23 protein-coding genes are annotated in these 19,756 nt (G+C 40.7%); 7 read left to right on the top strand and 16 right to left on the bottom strand.

Going from position 1 to position 19,756, the window contains the following annotated elements:
• Positions 1 to 13: 13 nt before the first annotated feature.
• Positions 14 to 1,642, bottom strand: a complete 1,629-nt coding sequence (panP, locus tag L1266_RS05435; RefSeq protein ID WP_187489838.1) for a pyridoxal-dependent aspartate 1-decarboxylase PanP — start codon at positions 1,640 to 1,642, stop codon at positions 14 to 16.
• 248 nt (positions 1,643 to 1,890) lie between these two features.
• Here panP and L1266_RS05430 point away from each other — a divergent pair, with 248 nt between their 5' ends.
• The gene (locus L1266_RS05430) at positions 1,891 to 3,741 is read left to right on the top strand and encodes an EAL domain-containing protein (RefSeq protein ID WP_138599663.1); all 1,851 of its coding nucleotides are present in this window, start codon (positions 1,891 to 1,893) and stop codon (positions 3,739 to 3,741) included.
• On the opposite strand, the gene trmB is transcribed toward L1266_RS05430, so the two are convergent.
• The 8 genes from trmB to folB form a co-directional block, all read right to left on the bottom strand.
• The gene (trmB, locus tag L1266_RS05425; RefSeq protein ID WP_054551084.1) at positions 3,738 to 4,403 is read right to left on the bottom strand and encodes a tRNA (guanine(46)-N(7))-methyltransferase TrmB; all 666 of its coding nucleotides are present in this window, start codon (positions 4,401 to 4,403) and stop codon (positions 3,738 to 3,740) included. The genes L1266_RS05430 and trmB overlap by 4 nt on opposite strands.
• Positions 4,403 to 5,170: an ABC transporter permease gene (locus L1266_RS05420; protein WP_036970898.1), complete on the bottom strand. Its 768-nt coding sequence runs from the start codon at positions 5,168 to 5,170 to the stop codon at positions 4,403 to 4,405. Before L1266_RS05420 ends, trmB begins: the two co-directional genes overlap by 1 nt.
• Entirely contained in the window at positions 5,170 to 6,099 is a 930-nt protein-coding gene (locus L1266_RS05415) for an ABC transporter ATP-binding protein (RefSeq protein WP_235377049.1), read from the bottom strand. Before L1266_RS05415 ends, L1266_RS05420 begins: the two co-directional genes overlap by 1 nt.
• Positions 6,096 to 6,719, bottom strand: coding sequence for a flavin prenyltransferase UbiX (locus L1266_RS05410; RefSeq protein WP_054551081.1), 624 nt, complete (start codon positions 6,717 to 6,719; stop codon positions 6,096 to 6,098). The genes L1266_RS05415 and L1266_RS05410 overlap by 4 nt, the downstream gene beginning before the upstream one ends.
• A gap of 22 nt (positions 6,720 to 6,741) precedes the next feature.
• Entirely contained in the window at positions 6,742 to 8,085 is a 1,344-nt protein-coding gene (mpl, locus tag L1266_RS05405; protein ID WP_235377048.1) for a UDP-N-acetylmuramate:L-alanyl-gamma-D-glutamyl-meso-diaminopimelate ligase, read from the bottom strand.
• A gap of 159 nt (positions 8,086 to 8,244) precedes the next feature.
• Positions 8,245 to 9,048: an undecaprenyl-diphosphate phosphatase gene (locus tag L1266_RS05400; protein WP_054551079.1), complete on the bottom strand. Its 804-nt coding sequence runs from the start codon at positions 9,046 to 9,048 to the stop codon at positions 8,245 to 8,247.
• Positions 9,045 to 9,533, bottom strand: a complete 489-nt coding sequence (gene folK / locus L1266_RS05395; protein WP_235377047.1) for a 2-amino-4-hydroxy-6-hydroxymethyldihydropteridine diphosphokinase — start codon at positions 9,531 to 9,533, stop codon at positions 9,045 to 9,047. The genes L1266_RS05400 and folK overlap by 4 nt, the downstream gene beginning before the upstream one ends.
• Before the next feature lie 2 nt (positions 9,534 to 9,535).
• Positions 9,536 to 9,892 carry a dihydroneopterin aldolase gene (gene folB / locus L1266_RS05390; RefSeq protein ID WP_138599658.1) on the bottom strand — a complete coding sequence of 119 codons (357 nt, stop codon included), beginning with the start codon at positions 9,890 to 9,892 and terminating at the stop codon, positions 9,536 to 9,538.
• A 228-nt stretch (positions 9,893 to 10,120) separates the two neighbouring features.
• On the opposite strand from folB, the gene plsY reads away from it, so the two are divergent.
• Positions 10,121 to 10,723: a glycerol-3-phosphate 1-O-acyltransferase PlsY gene (gene plsY, locus L1266_RS05385; protein ID WP_235377046.1), complete on the top strand. Its 603-nt coding sequence runs from the start codon at positions 10,121 to 10,123 to the stop codon at positions 10,721 to 10,723.
• Positions 10,724 to 10,732: 9 nt separating this feature from the next.
• On the opposite strand, the gene tsaD is transcribed toward plsY, so the two are convergent.
• The 3 genes from tsaD to L1266_RS05370 form a co-directional block, all read right to left on the bottom strand.
• Positions 10,733 to 11,746, bottom strand: coding sequence for a tRNA (adenosine(37)-N6)-threonylcarbamoyltransferase complex transferase subunit TsaD (gene tsaD / locus L1266_RS05380; RefSeq protein WP_054551076.1), 1,014 nt, complete (start codon positions 11,744 to 11,746; stop codon positions 10,733 to 10,735).
• Positions 11,747 to 11,808: 62 nt separating this feature from the next.
• Positions 11,809 to 12,399, bottom strand: coding sequence for a YjaG family protein (locus tag L1266_RS05375; protein ID WP_054551075.1), 591 nt, complete (start codon positions 12,397 to 12,399; stop codon positions 11,809 to 11,811).
• A complete protein-coding gene (locus L1266_RS05370; RefSeq protein ID WP_054551074.1) occupies positions 12,383 to 12,748 on the bottom strand; it encodes a putative signal transducing protein in 366 nt (121 codons plus the stop codon). Before L1266_RS05370 ends, L1266_RS05375 begins: the two co-directional genes overlap by 17 nt.
• Before the next feature lie 86 nt (positions 12,749 to 12,834).
• Here L1266_RS05370 and L1266_RS05365 point away from each other — a divergent pair, with 86 nt between their 5' ends.
• The 4 genes from L1266_RS05365 to L1266_RS05350 all read left to right on the top strand — a co-directional run bounded on the left by L1266_RS05365 (position 12,835) and on the right by L1266_RS05350 (position 16,587).
• Complete coding sequence (locus L1266_RS05365; RefSeq protein ID WP_054551073.1) at positions 12,835 to 13,242, top strand: DUF2721 domain-containing protein; 408 nt, start codon at positions 12,835 to 12,837, stop codon at positions 13,240 to 13,242.
• 51 nt (positions 13,243 to 13,293) lie between these two features.
• Positions 13,294 to 14,820 (top strand): response regulator, encoded by a 1,527-nt coding sequence (locus tag L1266_RS05360; RefSeq protein WP_054551072.1) that lies wholly within the window; start codon positions 13,294 to 13,296, stop codon positions 14,818 to 14,820.
• A gap of 119 nt (positions 14,821 to 14,939) precedes the next feature.
• On the top strand, positions 14,940 to 15,827 hold the full coding sequence (locus L1266_RS05355) for a LysR family transcriptional regulator (RefSeq protein WP_235377045.1): 888 nt from the start codon (positions 14,940 to 14,942) through the stop codon (positions 15,825 to 15,827).
• 139 nt (positions 15,828 to 15,966) lie between these two features.
• Entirely contained in the window at positions 15,967 to 16,587 is a 621-nt protein-coding gene (locus tag L1266_RS05350) for a 2OG-Fe(II) oxygenase (protein WP_054551070.1), read from the top strand.
• On the opposite strand, the gene ubiA is transcribed toward L1266_RS05350, so the two are convergent.
• Both ubiA and L1266_RS05340 read right to left on the bottom strand, forming a co-directional pair.
• The gene (gene ubiA / locus L1266_RS05345) at positions 16,588 to 17,466 is read right to left on the bottom strand and encodes a 4-hydroxybenzoate octaprenyltransferase (RefSeq protein WP_235377044.1); all 879 of its coding nucleotides are present in this window, start codon (positions 17,464 to 17,466) and stop codon (positions 16,588 to 16,590) included. It abuts the gene before it with no gap.
• Positions 17,463 to 18,008, bottom strand: a complete 546-nt coding sequence (locus tag L1266_RS05340; protein ID WP_166340545.1) for a chorismate--pyruvate lyase family protein — start codon at positions 18,006 to 18,008, stop codon at positions 17,463 to 17,465. Before L1266_RS05340 ends, ubiA begins: the two co-directional genes overlap by 4 nt.
• A gap of 201 nt (positions 18,009 to 18,209) precedes the next feature.
• Here L1266_RS05340 and L1266_RS05335 point away from each other — a divergent pair, with 201 nt between their 5' ends.
• Positions 18,210 to 18,578, top strand: a complete 369-nt coding sequence (locus L1266_RS05335; RefSeq protein ID WP_371351978.1) for a flagellar basal body-associated protein FliL — start codon at positions 18,210 to 18,212, stop codon at positions 18,576 to 18,578.
• Between the two features lie 41 nt (positions 18,579 to 18,619).
• On the opposite strand, the gene glpG is transcribed toward L1266_RS05335, so the two are convergent.
• Entirely contained in the window at positions 18,620 to 19,435 is an 816-nt protein-coding gene (gene glpG / locus L1266_RS05330) for a rhomboid family intramembrane serine protease GlpG (RefSeq protein ID WP_054551066.1), read from the bottom strand.
• Complete coding sequence (glpE, locus tag L1266_RS05325) at positions 19,432 to 19,749, bottom strand: thiosulfate sulfurtransferase GlpE (protein ID WP_054551065.1); 318 nt, start codon at positions 19,747 to 19,749, stop codon at positions 19,432 to 19,434. Before glpE ends, glpG begins: the two co-directional genes overlap by 4 nt.
• Between the last annotated feature and the right edge of the window lie 7 nt (positions 19,750 to 19,756).

Raw genomic sequence — 19,756 nt, 5'->3', positions numbered from 1 at the left:
CACGCTCCCTTTGTTAATCCATATACTTACTTAAATATTTTTTAAATACCGGGTCGGTTTTCGCCAGCTCTTTTTGCTCCGCTAAAATATCTTTTAGAATTGCTTTAGAGGTTAACGGGTTGGCTAATACAACACGAAAAACCACGGTGGGCTGATGGTCATATTTTGCAGGTGTTAAACGTGTACGCGATACAAAAGAGCGACCCGCTTCACGCTGACGCTTTTGCATGCTTGCAGTAAAGCGATTCAACGAAGCGTAAATATCTAATTTAGTTTCTTCGTCTGCTTCTTTCAGTTTCGCTTGGATTTCTTTTGGTACGTAACGATAGGTTAATAGGCAAAGTTCAGGCTCAGAGATTAATTCAAAATCTTCATCCTGCTTGATCATATCGGCAAAAGTGCGCGCTTTCACGATACTGCGATCAATTAGCATCTCGTAGCCTTTACGGCCAATAACACGTAAGCAAGCATGCACTAACATTGCCATACCTGGGCGGCTGCCCTCAAGGGTATGACTGCCTAAATCTTTTGAGCCTTTACGAAGAATATATTCCGCATGATGCTCAATAGCATCCGTCGCTGCAGGGTCTTTAAATAACACTAACCCCGCTCCCATTGGCACATACATTTGTTTGTGAGCATCAATGGTAATTGAATCAGCGCGTTCGATACCGCTTAAAAGGTGGCGGTAATTTGAAGAAAGTAAGGTTGCACCGCCCCATGCAGCGTCAACATGAAAATGACAACCTAGTTCTTCGCTTAAATCAGCCATTTCATTGAGTGGATCTATGCTGCCCGTTTCAGTCGTACCAGCAACACCCACAAGTGCCATTACCTTAATGCCAGACGCTTCAAGCTCATGGGCCTTTTTACGCATCGCATCGACATCGACTTTATTATTTTCGCCGGTTGCGATTGCGACAATGTTATCGCGACCAATACCCAGTAGATCAACGGTTTTGCCTAATGAGTAATGGCCTCGCTCAGAAACAAGCACAGCTAAGCCTTTGTAACCATAGTGCAGCATTCCCGCGATTAAACCCTGTGCAGCAATGCCTTTATAGTCACCATTGGCTTTTAATAAACGGTTGCGGGCAATCCATAAGGCGGTAATGTTAGCGACAGTGCCACCTGAACAGAATGCGCCTAATGACGTTTTCGCACTGTGCATCCATTTGCTATAAAAGCTGTCGTCTTCACCATAAGCAAGGTGATGCATCATGCCCAAAACTTGTCTTTCTAGAGGCGTAAATGCCTTTGAAGTTTCAATTTTTACTAGGTTTTGGTTTAGACCGACCATTAATTTAGAAAGCGGTAACACAAAATGCGGTAACGCTGAGGTCATGTGACCAATAAAGCTTGGTGCAGCAGTGTGCACTGAATGAGCAACCAACTGCTCCATAATATCTTGAGCATAATCAGAAACAAAGGTTGGCTCTTCTGGGATAGTGGCCGTTTGAAAGTCTTTTTCAATTTCGTGCAAAGGCTTTTCAATTGCAGCTATATTCTCATTTAAGAACCCAGCTAAGTTGCTAGAAATTTCAGATTCGATTTTACTTAATGTCGAGTCTGGTGCTTCTGGCACCGTAAAAATACGAATCAAGCTTTCTTTAGAGGCGACGGCACAACGCTTTTGATCCATCCTAATACCCATAATTAGCAGCTAAAAATGCACCTGATGATGGGACATCTTGGTGAACACTTTTGCGGCACTGTTGCTACGAAATTGGCTAACTTTACTGGAATATCACGAAAATGTCTCGCATAAAGCTAAAAAGGCATAATTTCGATGACAAAAAAATGATTTATTGATGAAATTTGCGGTCAAATTATACTATCAGAGAAGTATTTTTTAAGTATAATCAAACGATAACCGCAAAGGGAACGTTTATGCCCAAAGGAATGCAAAAAACTAGCTGGCTGCTATATGGTTTCGCCGTTTTTTTTATTAGTTTATTTGGCTATATCTATTATACCTATGAAACCACACGTAGTGAGATCATGGCAAATATCGATAGCAAATTGCTAAATGCCGCGGTCAGTGTCAAGCATATCCTAGGTGATGACTACCATAATACAGTCAATGCTGGTCTACCTATTTCCAGTTCTACCTACAAAGAAAAGAGTCTTGCCCTTTCAGAGTACGCAAAGCAAATGCAACTTGCTTATGTGTATGCAATGGTCCTTCGCGATGACAAAGTCTACTTTAGCGCCTCAAGTTACACTCAAAAAGATCAAAACACTGGTCGTGTCACACAGTTTTTAGATGCCTACCCCGAAGCGACAGAACTTAACAAAGAAGCCTTTTATTCGACCGAACCCGTTTTTGAGATATCGCAGGATCAATGGGGGTATTTTAAAAGTATCTTTGTTACTTTTGTCGATGATAATGGCCAAACTTATATAACTGGCGCAGACATTACTATAAGTGACTTAAACCAGCAGCTTCAGCAAAGCGTTACAAGGGCGATGGTTACCAGTAGCTTTTTCTTCTTTATTGCATTACTTATAGCAGGATTATATTTCTTACAGCTTAAACGCTCGCTATCAACAGACGCACGCACTGGCTTTGCTAATCATGTTGCCCTTGAATATCACATAAAGAAAACGACCAAACACCGTATGGAATTGGCGATTATCATCATCAACGAGCTTGAAGACATCAGCAGTTTTTATGGCAGTGAAGTGAGTGATAAAGTGATGGCTAACATACTTAGGTACTTTCAATCACGTATACCTCGTGATGGCGGTATTTACCGCTTAACAACCAATAAAATCGCATTATTACGTACTCATACTGATGAGCATAATATCGACGAAGTAATAAACGCTTTTAACAATGCGATCCCAGCACTGAAAGAACCGTTTATTTATGTCAGCTTATCCGCAGGTGTCGCTACAGGTAATAAATTATTACTGATAGAAAACGCCCACATAGCACTTCAGCAGGCCAAACTAAACAACCAGCGTTTAATACGCTATGAAAATGTTTTTAAACAAGTTGAAGAACAATTTAAAAGTAACGTTTTCCTTGCTAAAGAAGTCAAAGAAGCCTTCGATAACAATCGCATAGTGCCTTATTTTCAAGCAATTTATAACAACCAAAGTAAGGCCGTAGATCATTATCAATGCCTTGCCAGAATGGTAAGTTCAACTGGTCGTATTCACGCACCTGATTACTTTATGATGGTACTAAAGCGCTCACGCATGGATGGCCCCTTGAGACGTACTATATTTACTCGTTGTATTGAGCAATTTAGGAAAACCAATGTACGCTGGAGTATCAACATTACCGCACAGGATATCCTTGACCCAAGCTTGAGCGAGTTTTTTGAATTACAGCTAAGGCGTTATCCGCAACCCCATAATATTATCTTTCAATTCCATGAACGCGATGCGATTGCTTACTTTGGTGAAATAAAAACCTTTATTAGCACTTTAAAGAATAAAGGTGCTCAGGTTTTTATTAATGAATTTGGCGCAGGCTTTTCAAACTTGCCTCACATTAGGAAGCTTGAGATCGATGGCTTGAAATTAGATAAAGGGTTGGTAAGCCAAATTCATACTAATAAAGATAACTATCTGTTTATTGAAAACTTGGTGAAATACGCTCAGCAACTAAAATTAGATGTAATCGCTGAGCAAGTTGATAACGAACAAATAGCAGACGCGCTTGCTCGTGCAGGTGTTACTTTAATGCAAGGGAGTCATTTTGCACCGCCAACTCCCTATATTCATTAAAGGTTGATCACCAAGCGGTGGCTTTGTTGACCACTGGCCCAGTACTTTCGTTCGAATGGAGTAATGGCAATATCACTCTCATATAGTTCAACATCGCACTTATGCCCAGCAAGCTCTAATGAGCGGGCAAACTCTTTAACGTATATATCCCAATTGCTTCTGAGCTCTAAGCGACCGCCTAATTTAACGATAAACGGAAATATAGCAGCGCCATGCCATCGTCTTTGCAAGTGCTTGGCTTTTGGCCAAGGATTTGGATACAGCAGATAGTGATGGCTTGGTTGCCAGTTTGCAGCCACTGCTAAACGCCAGAAATCGTTTAAATCAGCTTGCACTAAAATGTACTGCCCCGCATCTGTTTGCTTGTATTCGATATCATGCTTATCTAGACGATGTGATGATTTATCAATGCCAATCACTAACGCATCTGGGTGGCGCTTTGCTAAGTTTGCGGTGCTTTCACCTACCCCACAACAGGAATCAAGAATAATAGGCCCTGCAAACGCTTGCACCTTTTCGTTTACCTGATCAAAAGCCGCTTGCGTATGCTCTGCAATCGGCTTTTTAAATTCAGCACTTAAGTGCTTTAAAACAATTTCGTCTAGCTTTTCATGTAAGCCAGGTTGATTCGATACAATACTTCTCGAATTTGCATCCGTCATTAGTGTCTAAGCCCCACACCACGTTTAATAAGGGTTAATGCTAAGGTAAATAACCCCACAATAAATAAACCAAGTACACCAAATGCTACCGATAAGTCGACATCAGACACACCTAAGAAGCCATATCTAAATGCATTCACCATATAAATAATTGGGTTTACTTGCGATACGCCTTGCCAAAATTCTGGCAACAAGGTGATAGAGTAAAACACCCCACCGAGATAAGTTAGCGGCGTTAAAATAAAGGTCGGGATAATACTAATATCATCAAAGCTATTAGCATAAATAGCATTGATAAGTCCGCCTAATGCAAACACAGCCGACGTTAAAATAACCGTAGCCATAATCACAAAAATATTATGAATTTGAATATCAACAAATAGCAAAGAGACACAGGTAACAATTAAACCAACCAGCATGCCTCGTGTCATACCACCGCCCATGTAGCCAAGTACAATGATGTAGTTTGGCACTGGTGCAACTAAGAGCTCTTCAATGCTTTTTTGAAATTTAGTCGAATAAAAACTCGAGGCAACATTCGAGTAAGAGTTGGTGATCACCGACATCATAATCAGACCCGGGACAATAAACTCCATATAACTAAAGCCACCCATATCACCGATACGAGAACCAATCAGATTACCAAAAATCACAAAATACAGGCTCATCGTGATTGCCGGCGGAACTAAGGTTTGCACCCAAATACGTAAAAAGCGAATACACTCTTTGATCCAAATACTTTTTAGCGCTACTCCATATTTAAACATTATTCGCCTCGCCCTTGTTCTAATAACCCTACAAACAGCTCTTCTAAACGGTTTGCTTTATTTCGCATACTCAGCACTGTGTTACCTTGCTCGCTCAAGGCACTAAATACTTGGTTTAAGCCCTGAGACTTCGCCACTTCAACTTCTAAAGTGTGATCATCGGTCAGTGTGTATTTATAACCTTCAATGCTAATTGGCTGCACAGGTTGCTTTAAATCCAGTACAAAGGTTTCTTTATCAAGCTTGGCAAGTAAGGCTTTAATGGTGGTGTTTTCAACAATCACACCGCTGTCGATAATCGCGATGTTTTTACATAACAGCTCAGCCTCTTCAAGGTAATGGGTAGTCAAGATGATGGTCACACCTTGCTTATTTATCTCGCGAAGAAAATCCCACATAGAGCGGCGTAGCTCAATATCAACACCCGCTGTTGGTTCATCTAAAATGAGTAATTTAGGTTCATGCATCAGTGCACGAGCAATCATTAAACGACGCTTCATACCACCTGAAAGGGTGCGCGCTTGTTTATCTTTTTTCTCAAATAAACCAAGCTGCTTTAAGTATTTTTCAGCACGCTCATGCGCCAGCTTTCTTGGTACACCGTAATAGCCTGCTTGGTTAACTAAGATTTGATTTAGTGTTTCAAACTGACTGAAATTAAATTCTTGCGGCACTAAGCCAAGTTCAGACTTAGCAGCTTCAAGGTCTGTATCAATATCGTGACCAAACACCTGGACACGACCGGCACTTTTATTCACTAACGATGAGATAACACCAATAGTGGTTGATTTACCTGCCCCGTTTGGTCCAAGTAAGGCAAAGAAGTCGCCTTGCTGAACTTGTAAATCAATGCCTTTTACGGCTTCAACACCATTTTTATAAACCTTTTTTAGGCCTTCAATATTTAATGCGATCGTTTTTTCGCTCACTGTTTGCCCTCTCCATAACCCCAACGTTTCGTCAAAGTATGTTCAATGTTTAAATGATCTAAAATTCGCGCCACCATAAAATCAACCAAATCGGAAATCTGCTCTGGTTGATGATAAAAGCCCGGTGCCGCAGGCATAATAGTTACGCCGAGCCGTGCTAGCTTCAGCATGTTTTCAAGGTGGATTTCGCTAAATGGCGTTTCACGCGGGACTAAAATCAGCTGCCCACGCTCTTTAATGACCACGTCAGCGGCGCGTTCGAGTAAGTTATCTGATGCCCCGACCGCAATTGCAGATACTGAACCTGCACTACACGGGCATACCACCATTTTTTTCGGCGCAGCAGAGCCAGATGCAACAGGGCTAAACCAGTTGTCTTTACCAAATACTTTAAGTTGCTCAGGAGCGGCATTAAAAAGTGTACTCAGTTGCTCTGTCGCTTTGTCTTCATTACCCGAAAGTTTGATATTCGATTCTGTATCAAAGACCACTCTTGCCGCACTTGAAATCAATACATACACCTGAAACTGCTGTTCAAGTAATACTTCTAATAACCTTAAGCCATAAGGAGCCCCAGAGGCACCGCTAAAAGCTAACGTTATTTTATCTTTAAATTGCATACAGTTAAGCTCCGTATACTGGTTAGTTTTGTTCAAGAGCAGTGATTAAACGCTGATGAATACCTTCAAAACCACCATTACTCATAATTAAAATATGTTGTGACGGCGCACTGTTGCCAACAACCTGAGTAATGATTTCCTCAGTGCTTTTCATGCAATGCATACCTGCTTTGTCTGCATATTCTTTCAGCGACCAGCTTAAATTTTCTGGCTCAAATAAATACACATCATCTGCTGCATCGAGTGAATCAATCAGGGTTTGTTGATGCACGCCCATTTTCATAGTGTTTGAACGAGGCTCTAAAATAGCAACTATCTTATCAGTGCCTACTTTTGCACGTAGCCCTGCTAAGGTCGTTTTAATTGCTGTTGGATGATGGGCAAAGTCGTCATACACTTTTATTGAGTTAATGTCGGCTTTCAGCTCCATACGACGCTTAGGTGAGATAAACTCAGCTAAGCCTGCAATACTGACTGATACCGCGATGCCTACGTGTCTGGCTGCTGCAATGGCCATTATGGCATTTTTGACGTTGTGCTCGCCCATGGCTTGCCAGCTGACAACACCTTGTACTTGTGAATCTAGTAGCACTTCAAATTCACTACCATCAGCTTTAAGTAAGCGGTAATCCCAATCACCTAACAGTGTTTCGCTTTCGCTCCAAAAGCCACGTTCAATCACATCTTGTAGTGCTTCGTCTTGGCTTGGCCAAATTACTTTGCCACTACAGGGTAATGTACGCATCAAATGATGAAATTGTTTCTTTATCGCGTTTAAATCTTCAAAAATATCAGCATGATCAAATTCTAGATTATTCAGAATTAAGGTACGCGGTAAGTAGTGTACAAATTTACTGCGTTTATCGAAAAACGCCGTGTCGTATTCGTCGGCTTCAATAACAAAAAATGGTGTTTCGCCAACACGAGCAGAGACACCAAAGTTTTGCACGATTCCACCAATCAAAAAGCCCGGTGTCATTCCAGCGTATTCAAGTAACCATGCTAGCATACTAGCAGTGGTTGTTTTGCCGTGTGTGCCTGCTACAGCCAACACCCACGAATTTTGCAGTAAATTATGCTTTAACCATTCTGGGCCAGAAGTATAAGGTAAGCCTTTATCAAGAACGTATTCAACGCAAGGATTGCCTCGACTCATAGCATTACCAATTACCACCATATCTGGCGCAGGTTCTAGTTGGGCAACGTCATATCCTTGAGTGAGCTTTATACCTAGCTCTTCTAATTGTGTGCTCATCGGTGGGTACACATTTTGATCAGAGCCTGTCACTGTGTGACCTAACGATTTAGCGATTGCGGCAATACCACCCATAAAGGTGCCACAAATTCCAAGAATATGAATATGCATCTACTGTCCTGAGCAAAATGAATAAGAGATAAGTAAGGCGCTATAATGCCAAATATAAGCTTTACTTACCATTACTACACGGCATTAGACTTTTGCCAAATAGCCAACATAAAAAAACACCTCAACGTGAGGTGTTTTTGAATTAAGTTTAAAGCCTGTTTACAGCATTAAGAATGCAAACAAACCAACACCTAATAGTAAGCGATAGATAACAAATGGCATCATGCCCATGCGCTCAATCACTTTTAAGAAAAAGAAAATACACGCATACGCAGATATAAAAGATAAACCAGCGCCTAGTAAAATTGCATGCCAATCAATCGCCTCACCTGCAGTAGCCAACTGATATACATAATATGAACCTGCTGCAGCAATAACTGGAATTGACATTAAAAATGAAAAACGCGCAGCACTTTGTTTGTTTAGGCCCAGCATTAAACCCACTGTAATAGTAATACCTGAACGGGATGTACCAGGGAATACCATAGCAAGCACTTGTGAAAAGCCCAGCAATAGCGCACTAAAAAAGTTTACTTGGTAAATATTTTTAACTTGCTTTGCTTTAGCATCGGCATACCAAAGTAGCAAACCAAATACGATGGTTGAGGTGGCAATAACCCATGCATTACGCGAGTAGCTCTCTACAAAATCTTTGAATAAGTAACCAATTAATAATGCAGGAATAGTCGCAACAATAATCCACCAGCCTAAACGACTATCATCGGTTGCACCTTGTGCACCAAACGACTTAAACCAAGCACCAAGAATATCGACCACTTCTTTTCTAAAGTACAATACAACTGCACCTAAGGTTCCAACGTGAACAGCCACATCAAATGCTAAGCCTTGATCGTGCCAACCTAAAACTTGTGAGGGTAAAATTAAATGCGCTGAGCTCGAAATAGGTAAAAACTCAGTCAATCCTTGGATCAGGGCTAAAACAATTATCTCAATAATACTCATGGGTTAGAAAACTCCACCTTCCATAGTTTTTGTTGGGGGTTGTTATAATTATTCCATAACTCAGCCAAAGTTAGCTTAGCTACGGGGTGATAAAAATCAGGCGCTATTTCAGCAAGAGGCTGTAATACAAACGCATTTTTGGTTATTTCATCCCGCGGTAATTGCGCAGGTGTTTCACAGATAATGTCATCATAAAACAATAAATCGAGATCTAATGTCCGCGGGCTAAACTTTTTATCTTCACGGGTGCGGCCATTATCAAGTTCAATTTGTTTCAGTAGTTTACATAGTTTAGCTAATGACATATCTGTTTTTGCTGCAACAACTGAATTATAAAAATTACTACCTGCAAACCCCACCGCTTCACTTTCGTATACTGATGAATGAATAAAATCAGGAAAGTAAGCTTTCAGCGCGATAAGCGCCTGTCGAAGATAGTGCTCTTTATTGACATTAGAACCTAGGCTTATAAAAATTTGCGCCATCTCTAATTTGCCTTACATCGGGTGATCTCAACTCCAACAGTTTGCGCTTGTGGCACTGCGGCTGGTTTACTCACGCGAATAGTGACTTGGCTGGTCGCAAACTCAGCTAAAATAATGGCAGCTAATTGCTCAACTAAAGTTTCTAGTAACTCAACAGGTTTTGCCGTTGTGTGCTCAATCACTCGCTCACTCACTTTGGCATAATCAAGAGCCAAATTTATATCATCTGTCGCCGCTGCAGCAGAAATATCACATAACATTTCGATATCAAAATACAGGCTTTGTTTACTTTCTTTTTCAAAATCATACACGCCAATGATGGTGTCTACGTGCAGTTGTGATATATATACCTTGTCCATTGATACTCCAAGCGACATAAATATTAAAACAACTCCTCATACTAAACGCTTATTGATAACAATAATGCGCTATATAAGCTGTCATACTGTTTTAATATATAAAAATTACCCCTACAATAACGGATAGATGCATTGCAATAAGGTGCTTACATTCTACTCGATGAGAGCGGCAGATGGTTTTGCCGCCAATGATAGCCCAAAAGTGCAGATTAAAAAATAAGGAAGCGCGTGTTAGAAGTTTTAATGTTAGTTTTAGCTTACATACTGGGATCGGTCTCTTCCGCTATCCTTGTATCTCGGCTGTTTAAACTACCAGACCCACGCAGTCATGGATCGAATAACCCGGGTGCTACAAATGTTTATCGCCTTGGTGGAAAAGTCCCCGCTGTTTTAGTTCTTGTCTTTGATATTTTAAAAGGAACCATCCCTGTTTGGGGTGCCTACTTTTTAAAAATAGACCCTCTGATGTTAGGTTTAATTGGTGTGGCAGCCTGTTTAGGGCATATGTATCCGTTATTTTTTAGTTTCAAAGGTGGTAAGGCCGTCGCAACCGCTTTTGGCACGTTATTACCCATTGGTTTATCGCTAGGTGGGATGCTGATCGCAACCTGGCTCATAATTGTTGCTATCACACGTTATTCATCACTTGCAGCACTGGTTACGGTTTCTTTAGCGCCTCTTTATACATGGTGGATAAAACCTTTGTATACCTTGCCAGTTACCTTTTTGACCGTGTTGATAATTTTCCGTCACAGAGCAAATATTACTCGCTTGATGGCGGGGGAAGAGCCAAAAGTAGGGGCTAAGAAAAAAGCCCCAGAGCAGAAATAGTGATGTAAATTAAAGTGCTTCGAGTGAATCAATAGGCCAGCGCGGCTTTGTTTTCATATCAAGGCTAGCAAACTGCCCTGCTTTCAAACGCTGCATACCAGCGTAAGCAATCATTGCACCGTTATCTGTACAAAACTCTGTGCGCGGGTAATACACACGCCCTTTCATGCCTTGCATTACTCGTTCAAGTTGCGCACGCAATTGCACGTTTGCACTCACACCACCGGCGATCACTAAACGTTTGATACCGGTTTGCTTTAATGCACGTTTGCATTTAATGATTAAGGTATCAATTACCGCTGTTTGGAATGCATGAGCTATATCAGCTTTGGTTTGCTCATCATCATCGCTATCACGAATAGCAAGCGATGCCGCCGTTTTTAAACCACTAAAACTAAAATCTAAGCCTGGTTTATCAGTCATCGGACGTGGAAATACAAAACGCTTAGGCGTACCCTGCTCCGCAAGTTTTGCTAAACGCGGGCCACCAGGGTAATCAAGACCTAATAACTTCGCGGTTTTATCGAATGCTTCACCGGCCGCGTCATCAACTGACTCTCCCAGCACTTCGTATTCACCAATGCCAGATACTTTTACCATCATAGTATGGCCGCCAGACACCAGTAGTGCGATAAACGGAAATTCCGGTTTGTCCTCTTCAAGCATTGGCGCAAGTAGGTGACCTTCCATATGATGTACAGCAACCGCTGGAATATTCCAACCATAAGCCAGTGAGCGACCAATTGAGGTTCCCACCAGAAGCGCACCAACAAGTCCAGGGCCTGCGGTGTATGCAATGCCATCTAAGTCTTCAGGACCACAACCCGCTTGTGCAAAGGCAGCATCAATCAAAGGTAAGGTTTTACGTACGTGATCGCGTGAAGCAAGCTCAGGAACCACACCGCCATAATCAGCATGTACTTTTACTTGGCTATACAGTTGATGTGCTAATAAGCCTTGTTCATCATCATAAATGGCAATACCCGTTTCATCACATGATGATTCAATACCTAAAATTCGCATCAATTACTCCGCCAAGAAAAAACAAATGCGTATTTTACAGTGAAAATACGCATTACTGAATATTAAATTGCAATACCAATATTGGTTTGACCATCAGATACCGCAAGTTGCTTAAGCTCTTTTACGTTCTCTGAGGTAATTCGGCCCATTTGCTCTACAAAATCAATAAGCTCTGCAAGCACATCAATTTCATACTGCATTAAAGGGTGTTCACGAACAGCTTTGTTATCAGCAATTTCACCATCCACTGTTAGTTGATATTCAATGAAACGAGCCACCGAGGCCTGTGAAATTTTACTAATATTTAAAAACTCTTGTTCATCTTTGGCTATCAAACCGTGCAGCATGCCAAGCAAGGCTGTCGCTGTATCGATTGCGGGATAGGTGCCAAACATGTCAAAGTCAGTAAGCTCTGGCACGTTTGGTTCAATTTTTTCAATTTGCTTTTCAAGGCTGATTTTACTTTTTGGCAGTAAGATTTTTTCCCAGCAAACACTCAATGCGCTACGAAAAACCGCGGCATCACCGAACCCTGTTGCTTCACTAAATAAGCTATAATTAGGCAACATACGCTCAAGTAATGCGCCACCTAACACCGCTTTTTGCAAATAGTTTAATTCTCTAATACGTTGAAAATTATTCGCTTTCGTCATTCTTTACAGTCCCACAAGACCAACATATTTCAAATGTTGCTCCGTTAAGCTCATGACATTTTGGGCACACCCAGTCAGGAGCCGATTGTTTTAATTGCCGGTAGTTTAGCAATATTTCTTGCGCCTGGCGCTCTTTTAATGCGTAAACAAGTATATCGACCCCTGTTTGTTCAAATGGGATCTCCCCAAGCGCCCCTTGTAAAAGCTCACCTTGCAGTTGCGATTCGATCCCTTTACTTTTTAAAAGCCCTTTAATAATGTTTGCCTCTAAGCCATTTTCAGCCTGAAACACTTTTACCCAAGTGAATGGGTCCTGCTTCGCAGGTTGATTTAAATTACTGTTTTGCAAATCACTTCCCTTTTACTTTTCTATCTTTAAATCCTAAACTACGCTAGCAACTAACTTCGCTGCAATGCTTATTTCAAGGTAGCCACATGACTTTAACAACACCGGGATTGTTATTCCCAGCAATTTCTTTACTGTTACTTGCTTACACCAACCGTTTTTTGGTGCTTGCTCAGCTTATTCGAGAGCTCAATGCACGTGAAGGAGAAAGTATCCGCCCATTAGTTGTTGCACAGATTACCAATTTAAGAAAACGCATTAAATTAATTCGCGTAATGCAAGTTTATGGTGTTGCCTCTTTTTTAATGTGTACCTTATCAATGTTTGCATTATTTATAGAATTTAATACTACTGGAATCATTTTATTTGGCATCAGCCTCGCGTGCTTAGCCTTGTCGCTTCTCACCTCTTTGTATGAGATCCACATTTCTTGCGATGCAATCGAGATTGAATTGAAAAATATCGAAAAAAAACCTCTTTCAGATAAGGCAGAGTAAAATTCACCCTCTATACTTATTCTATGAGATACAACAATAAGTGGTGCTTTTGTGGATGATTTTTTATTTTCTGAAGAATCCTTAGAAGAAAATAATGTAGGTACGGAAGAGGCTGAATACTGGCATATTCTTGTTGTTGATGATGAAGAAGATATTCATCAAGTTACGAAACTAGTATTAGCTGGGTTCACTTTTGAAAATAAAGCGCTTCGCTTTTATCATGCCTATTCTGCTGCTGAAGCGAGAGAGCTTTTAGGTAAAGGTACTCCATTTTCAGTGGCACTTGTTGATGTGGTAATGGAAACAAACCACGCAGGCCTCGATCTCATTCAATACATCCGCGATGAAATAGAAAACCATGATATACGATTAATATTGCGTACAGGTCAGCCTGGGGAAGCCCCTGAAGAAGCCATCATTCGTGATTACGATATCAATGATTACAAAAATAAAACTGAGCTCACCGCGATAAAAATGAAAACTTTGCTCTATTCAGCGCTACGTTCACATCGTGATATTCAGATTATTGATCATCATAAACATGGCCTCGAACAAATTATCAATGCCTCAGCCAATTTCCTAAAATGTGATAGTGTGCAAGAGTTTGCCTCCACAATTTTAAACCATGTTACTAACGTAATGGGGATAAGTGACAGAGAAATATATTGTGCCGCTGCGGTTAACCTGCAATCATCGCCAGCTAATGACTTTCAATTACTTGCCGCTTCAGGTGTTGAGCCAACTCCATGTAAAAATAAAATTCCTGAGGATGTAAAAAACTTATTTATTGATGCACATGAAAGAAAATCGTCTTTAAAAAACAGCACAGATTACATTGGCTACTTTCCAACAAAAGCAGGCCTTGAAACTATGTTGTATGTCAATAAAGGTTCAAAGCTGCAAAATACAGACTATCAACTGCTAGAATTTTACGCCAATAATATCGCACTTGCTTATGACAACTTAAAGCTTAGAGAAATGGTCAAAGAGTCACAAAAAGAGTTGTCGTATATTCTTGGCGAAGCAGTCGAAAAGCGCTCAAAGGAAACTGGCTCACATGTTAAACGTGTCGCTTTGTACAGTGAGTTACTCGCAAAATTATATGGCTTGGATTCGTTCCGCTGTGAAATCATCAAACTGGCTTCACCATTACATGATATTGGTAAAATTAGTATTCCAGACAAGATTCTAAATAAGCCTGGTAAACTCACTGATGAAGAATGGGAAATAATGAAAACTCATGCCGAAACTGGCTATGAAATACTAAAAAACTCAACAAACGAAATATTAAACTGTGGGGCCTTAATTTCCTACCAACACCATGAAAAATGGGATGGAACTGGTTATCCGCAAGGACTAATTGGTGATAATATCGATATTGTTGGTCGAATTACTGCAATTGCAGATGTATTTGACGCACTTTGCAGTGACCGATGCTACAAAAAAGCATGGCCACTCGATGATGCTCTCTCATTGATAAAAGAGCAACGTGGGAAACATTTTGATCCAATTTTAGTCGATCAGCTACTTGAAAATTTAGCGCTTTTCTTAGAAATTAAGGAACGTTATCCTGATTGATGTAACTTTTCTGTAAAACAAGTACTTCCCAATACGGGTACAATACTTTACTATGCCTCTCGTGATGTAAAATTGTACCGCCTGGATGTAGGGCTTACTTATAACAAGGGACTATTAAAGTGAGATTTGAACAACTTGAACAATTCGTAGCATTAGGCGTGCTAAGGCATTTCCGCCAAGCTGCAGAGAAAACTCAAATAAGCACTTCTGCATTAACTAGAAGTATTCAAACACTTGAAGATGAAATTGGTTATGAGCTAGTTACTCGCTCTACTCGCTCAGTAAAGTTAACCAAAGAAGGTGAGCTTTTCCTAGAGTATGCAAAACAAACTCTCGACAATCTTGAAGAAACCAAGAAGCATTTATTTGAATCATTAAACGGCTGCGCAAGTGAAAAACTGATTATTGGCTACACCAACAAAGCGAGCACGGTTGTGCCTGTTTCTTGCGGTCAGTTTTTAGCGCAGTACCCTCATGTGAAAATCGAGATGCAGTTGCAAGAGCAAAGTGAGCTAGTACGTAAACTACAATTAGGTGAAATTGATATCAGTGTATGTTCGCAAGCGATGAACAGCATTGGCAGCGATATACATTTACCTGATCAACTAATCATTTTCGTGGCTAAAAATCACCCGCTTGCAAATAAAAGTGACATTAGTAAACGCGACTTAGCTGACTACCCTATGTACAGCTGTTTTTCACAGTCAAAACAAGTGCAATCTATGCTAAACGATGCAATTGATTCTTTTGATAAGACATCAAGCATCAAAGTAGGCAGTATTGAACAAGTTATGGATGGTCTGAAAAAATCAAACCATATCGCGATTGCCAGCATTGAGCATACTAATAGTGTGTCATCTGATCCGGAATTACTATTATTAAAAACTAATAAAGGTATCGCACACGACCAGCTAATAATCCAAACAAACCAACAAATCAATGAGAATTCTCACGTTAGCCACTTACTCGATCTCATTGAAAAAACGGCCCTTTCAAGCCAAGGTTAGAAGCTATTTAATCTACTGCTAGCCTGTAATTAATCAGGCTAGCCATTCTTTTTTATTTCTTCATTTTTACTGCATAAAAAGCGTGCATAACACAATTTTTCATATACACTTACGCACCTTTTTTTGATTGTGCATATGAATGACCGCACCGCTTATTACCGACACATACTTAGATGCTATTGAACGTACTGGTTATGCTGTTGTTGAAAACGCGATTAATGAAAGCTTAATTGCTGATTTAATTGCCGATTGCTATCGCATTAATCCGCATTTTCATACCGCAGGTATTGGCCGATTAAACGACCAACAAATAGATAAAACTGTGCGTAAAGATAAAACCTTTTGGTTTGATAGCTCAAGCCAAGCACAAATTACTTATCTGGCGACCATGGAAGCAATAAAGACACAGTTAAACCGTGGCTTTTATTTAGGCTTATTTGACTATGAATGCCATTATGCAAAGTATCAACAAGGTGACTTTTATAAAAAGCACTATGATGCCTTCAAAGGCCGTTCTAATCGCATTTTTACAACGGTTTGTTACTTAAATACGCCAGAATCTGGCGGTGAATTGGTGATCTACAAACCAAAGAGTAAAGAGATTGAAATAGTCATTAAACCTCAAGCGGGCTTATTGGTGATGTTTGAAAGCGAACGCTTTATGCATGAAGTATTACCCGCAAACGATGTACGCTACTCAATTGCGGGTTGGTTCAGAAAAAATGCCTCAATCAGCGGTATTATCGACCCACCAAGATAATTAAAAGGACAATGGCAAGGATGCTGCTAAACCGATAAAAATCACTAACCCCACATAGTGATTATTCAAAAATGCTTTGAAGCAAGGCTCTCGCTCTCGTTTATGAATAAGCGTTTGTTGATAAAGTAAAAAACCAACCGCTGCAGCTAAGCCCAGCCAATATGGCAAGCCAAGCTGATGACTCATACCTATGTAAGCAAGAATCGCAATAAATAAGGCATTGAGTAAAAAGATGATATGTCTGTCATAGCTGGCAAACAAGATTGCTGTCGATTTAACGCCAATCTTTAAGTCATCATCTCTATCAACCATGGCATACATGGTGTCATAAGCCACAGTCCAAACAAGATTCGCGATAAATAGGAGCCAGGCTTCTAATGGTACTGAGCCAATTGATGCCATATAGGCCATTGGAATAGCCCAACTGAATGCCGCGCCAAGTACAACTTGCGGCAGCTGGGTGTAGCGCTTCATAAATGGATAACAGAACGCCAGTGCTAAAGCACCAAACGATAGTAAAATCGTTGACCATCCAAGTGTTAACACTAAGCCAAACGCCACCACAATGAGTAGTACAAATAAGCTCAGAGCCTCACCACTTGATACCAAACCTGCTGCTAGCGGTCGCTGGGCTGTGCGCTTAACTGAGCCATCAATTTTACGATCGGCAAAGTCATTAATTACACAGCCGGCACTGCGCATCACAAAGACACCCAAACTAAATACCACAAAATTTAATAAGCTCGGCGTGCCAAGCTCAGCAAGCCACAACGCCCAATAAGTTGGCCATAATAGCAACAAGGTACCAATAGGCTTATCGGTACGCATTAACTGTTTATAGTAAGGTATATGTGCGACCTTAAGTGCAGCTAGCTTCATAGGTAAATATACGCTCCAGGTAAGAATACTTCAGCCACGAGAAAGTGAGCATTAGATAAGCTAAAAACACTGCGCCTTCCCCACAATGCTTGTGAAGAGTAGCCTATTTCAGCTGTTAAAGCTTGAATACCGTGCTGCTGTGAAAACTCAGCAACTTCTATTTCAGTGCGCGATAAGTTTGGGTCTTGAAAAATAACATCGCCCAGCGGCCTTGTCCCCATACTTAGTAACTGCTGCTTTTTTAATGTATCATCTGCCGGCAACCAGCTTTGTGCATAAACCATTGGTTTACCATCGCATAGTAGTAACACTTCGCGATTTAATGCCTGACTTAAAGAGGTATTGAGTAATGCTTGTTGCTCGCGGGTTAAGTCAAAAGGTGCTTCGTTTAAAACTTTAACTGAAAAGACCTGACAGTGACTTTTAAGCTTAGCTGTTAATGACCCAGCTTCAAGCAACCAACTTTGCTGTTGTTGCGTCAAATCTGGAAATGCTGAAGCAGGCTGCCAATTTGCAGCTAATGAAACTGGGAATGTGATCACAACGACTCATTATTTTTAAAAACCGTGCAAATGATATCACTGCTGCACGTTTGGCAAAAGTCATGATTTAATCTCAAGCTGGGTTAAAAAACGCAGAACAGCCTGTATCTTAAGTGAATTTGGGTATAGACTAAAAATCATTGAAAGGGTGGAATATTCTTAACTATGAAAAAATCATTGTTATCAATTTACTTGATAAGCATGCTACTTGTTACTGCAACAAGTTGGTCTGTTCGCGCTGAATCAAACGTTGGCTACTTTGGTTTTGAGCCTGACATCATCACTAACTACATAGGTCAAGGTAATAAAAAACTTGGCTATGTTCGTATTACGGTGGATCTCATGCTCAATGATCTATCTGATATCGCAATCGTAGAACATCACACTCCACTATTGCGTGATGCGATTGTTGAAATACTCTCAAAAGAGCCTGAAGAAAACATTAAATCGCTTACCGGCCGCGAAGAAATAAGAAAGCGCTGCACCGAAAAGCTAAAAGCACTACTAAAACAAGAAACAGGACAAGAGATTGTCCGAGAAGTGTTATTTACTAAGTATTTATATCATTAATTGTAAGATGGCGGCATTAGCCGCCATTTTTATTTACGCGATTATTTGCGTGAAAGCAGCTTGTCTGACACGGCATAAGCCATACCAGCCAATAACCCCGCTAAATGCGCCCAGTTCGCCATACTCACAGGCAACATATCTACAAAGCCTAGAATAAGCCATACCAGCATAAAACCGACAATGCTATTACTTACTAGTGGCGGCTCTGTTGGCCTCATTACGCTGTAAATCCAACAAAAACCCAGTAAACCATACACAACGCCGCTTAGACCACCAAAGTTAGGCCCAACTACTAAAAACTGTGCCCAGTTACTAATGAATGCCGTCACTAAAAATAAACCCACTAAGGTTAATTTGCCACTGCGTTTTTCTATATCGTTACCCAGCGTCATCCACCAGATCAGATTAAAAATAAGATGAATAGCGCTAAAATGCACAATGGCAGGTGTAAACCAAGTTAGTGGCTGTGCAGGGTTGAACTGCAACATACTGTAAATAGTTTCAAAACCACCTAATAAGAAGGCAATAAATATAGCTATCGAGACTAGAGTAACTGTACGGTTTAGCCAGCTTAATGCCTTAAAGCGAGCTTTTAAATTAAGGGATTGCCCTTGATATGACAGAGGCGATTGTGTACTGCCTACCTGCCATGAAGCTTGTTGGTATTTTTCGTCATGAGGGTTAGCAGCAAACTCCTGCCAAAGAGATTGGGCTTGATGAAAGTGCTCTGGAGCAACACAAATAATCACAGTTTGTCCATCTTGCGAGCGCAGCTCTCCATGTAAGCCCTTACTTTTTATGTAATCTATAAAGCCTTGTGCGGCGCGAGGATTATTTATGCTACCCAACTCAATCATCGTTCAATATGCTCCGGAAGTTGCGCTTGCCAAGCTGTAAAGCCACCATCCATGCTGTATACGTCTTCAAACCCCTGCTCAACTAAATAGCTAGCAGCACCTTGAGAGCTCACACCATGATAACAAACGATGATGATTGGCTGGTCAAACTCTTTATGCATCATAAATTCGCTGATGTTGGCATTTGATAAATGCTCAGCACCTGGGATATGACCCGTTTGAAATGAGTTAGGATCGCGAATATCAGCAATCACAACCTCTTCTTTATCTAACAGCGCAAATGTTTCGCTCACTGAAATATGTTTATACGACATAGTACTC

Source organism: Pseudoalteromonas sp. Cn5-37, from assembly GCF_021532495.1.
Lineage (GTDB): Bacteria > Pseudomonadota > Gammaproteobacteria > Enterobacterales > Alteromonadaceae > Pseudoalteromonas > Pseudoalteromonas simplex.
This window is presented reverse-complemented; position numbering and strand designations above follow the sequence as displayed.

Coding starts and splice junctions, on each gene's coding strand:
- tsaD (WP_054551076.1), bottom strand. CDS start 11,746: ATGCGAATTTTAGGTATTGAATCATCATGTGATGAAACGGGTATTGCC.
- L1266_RS05350 (WP_054551070.1), top strand. CDS start 15,967: ATGACCGCACCGCTTATTACCGACACATACTTAGATGCTATTGAACGT.
- L1266_RS05335 (WP_371351978.1), top strand. CDS start 18,210: ATGCTACTTGTTACTGCAACAAGTTGGTCTGTTCGCGCTGAATCAAAC.
- L1266_RS05410 (WP_054551081.1), bottom strand. CDS start 6,719: ATGCAATTTAAAGATAAAATAACGTTAGCTTTTAGCGGTGCCTCTGGG.
- glpE (WP_054551065.1), bottom strand. CDS start 19,749: ATGTCGTATAAACATATTTCAGTGAGCGAAACATTTGCGCTGTTAGAT.
- L1266_RS05375 (WP_054551075.1), bottom strand. CDS start 12,399: ATGACGAAAGCGAATAATTTTCAACGTATTAGAGAATTAAACTATTTG.
- panP (WP_187489838.1), bottom strand. CDS start 1,642: ATGGATCAAAAGCGTTGTGCCGTCGCCTCTAAAGAAAGCTTGATTCGT.
- glpG (WP_054551066.1), bottom strand. CDS start 19,435: ATGATTGAGTTGGGTAGCATAAATAATCCTCGCGCCGCACAAGGCTTT.
- L1266_RS05430 (WP_138599663.1), top strand. CDS start 1,891: ATGCCCAAAGGAATGCAAAAAACTAGCTGGCTGCTATATGGTTTCGCC.
- mpl (WP_235377048.1), bottom strand. CDS start 8,085: ATGCATATTCATATTCTTGGAATTTGTGGCACCTTTATGGGTGGTATT.
- L1266_RS05420 (WP_036970898.1), bottom strand. CDS start 5,170: ATGTTTAAATATGGAGTAGCGCTAAAAAGTATTTGGATCAAAGAGTGT.
- L1266_RS05365 (WP_054551073.1), top strand. CDS start 12,835: ATGACTTTAACAACACCGGGATTGTTATTCCCAGCAATTTCTTTACTG.
- ubiA (WP_235377044.1), bottom strand. CDS start 17,466: ATGAAGCTAGCTGCACTTAAGGTCGCACATATACCTTACTATAAACAG.
- folB (WP_138599658.1), bottom strand. CDS start 9,892: ATGGACAAGGTATATATATCACAACTGCACGTAGACACCATCATTGGC.
- trmB (WP_054551084.1), bottom strand. CDS start 4,403: ATGACGGATGCAAATTCGAGAAGTATTGTATCGAATCAACCTGGCTTA.
- L1266_RS05400 (WP_054551079.1), bottom strand. CDS start 9,048: ATGAGTATTATTGAGATAATTGTTTTAGCCCTGATCCAAGGATTGACT.
- folK (WP_235377047.1), bottom strand. CDS start 9,533: ATGGCGCAAATTTTTATAAGCCTAGGTTCTAATGTCAATAAAGAGCAC.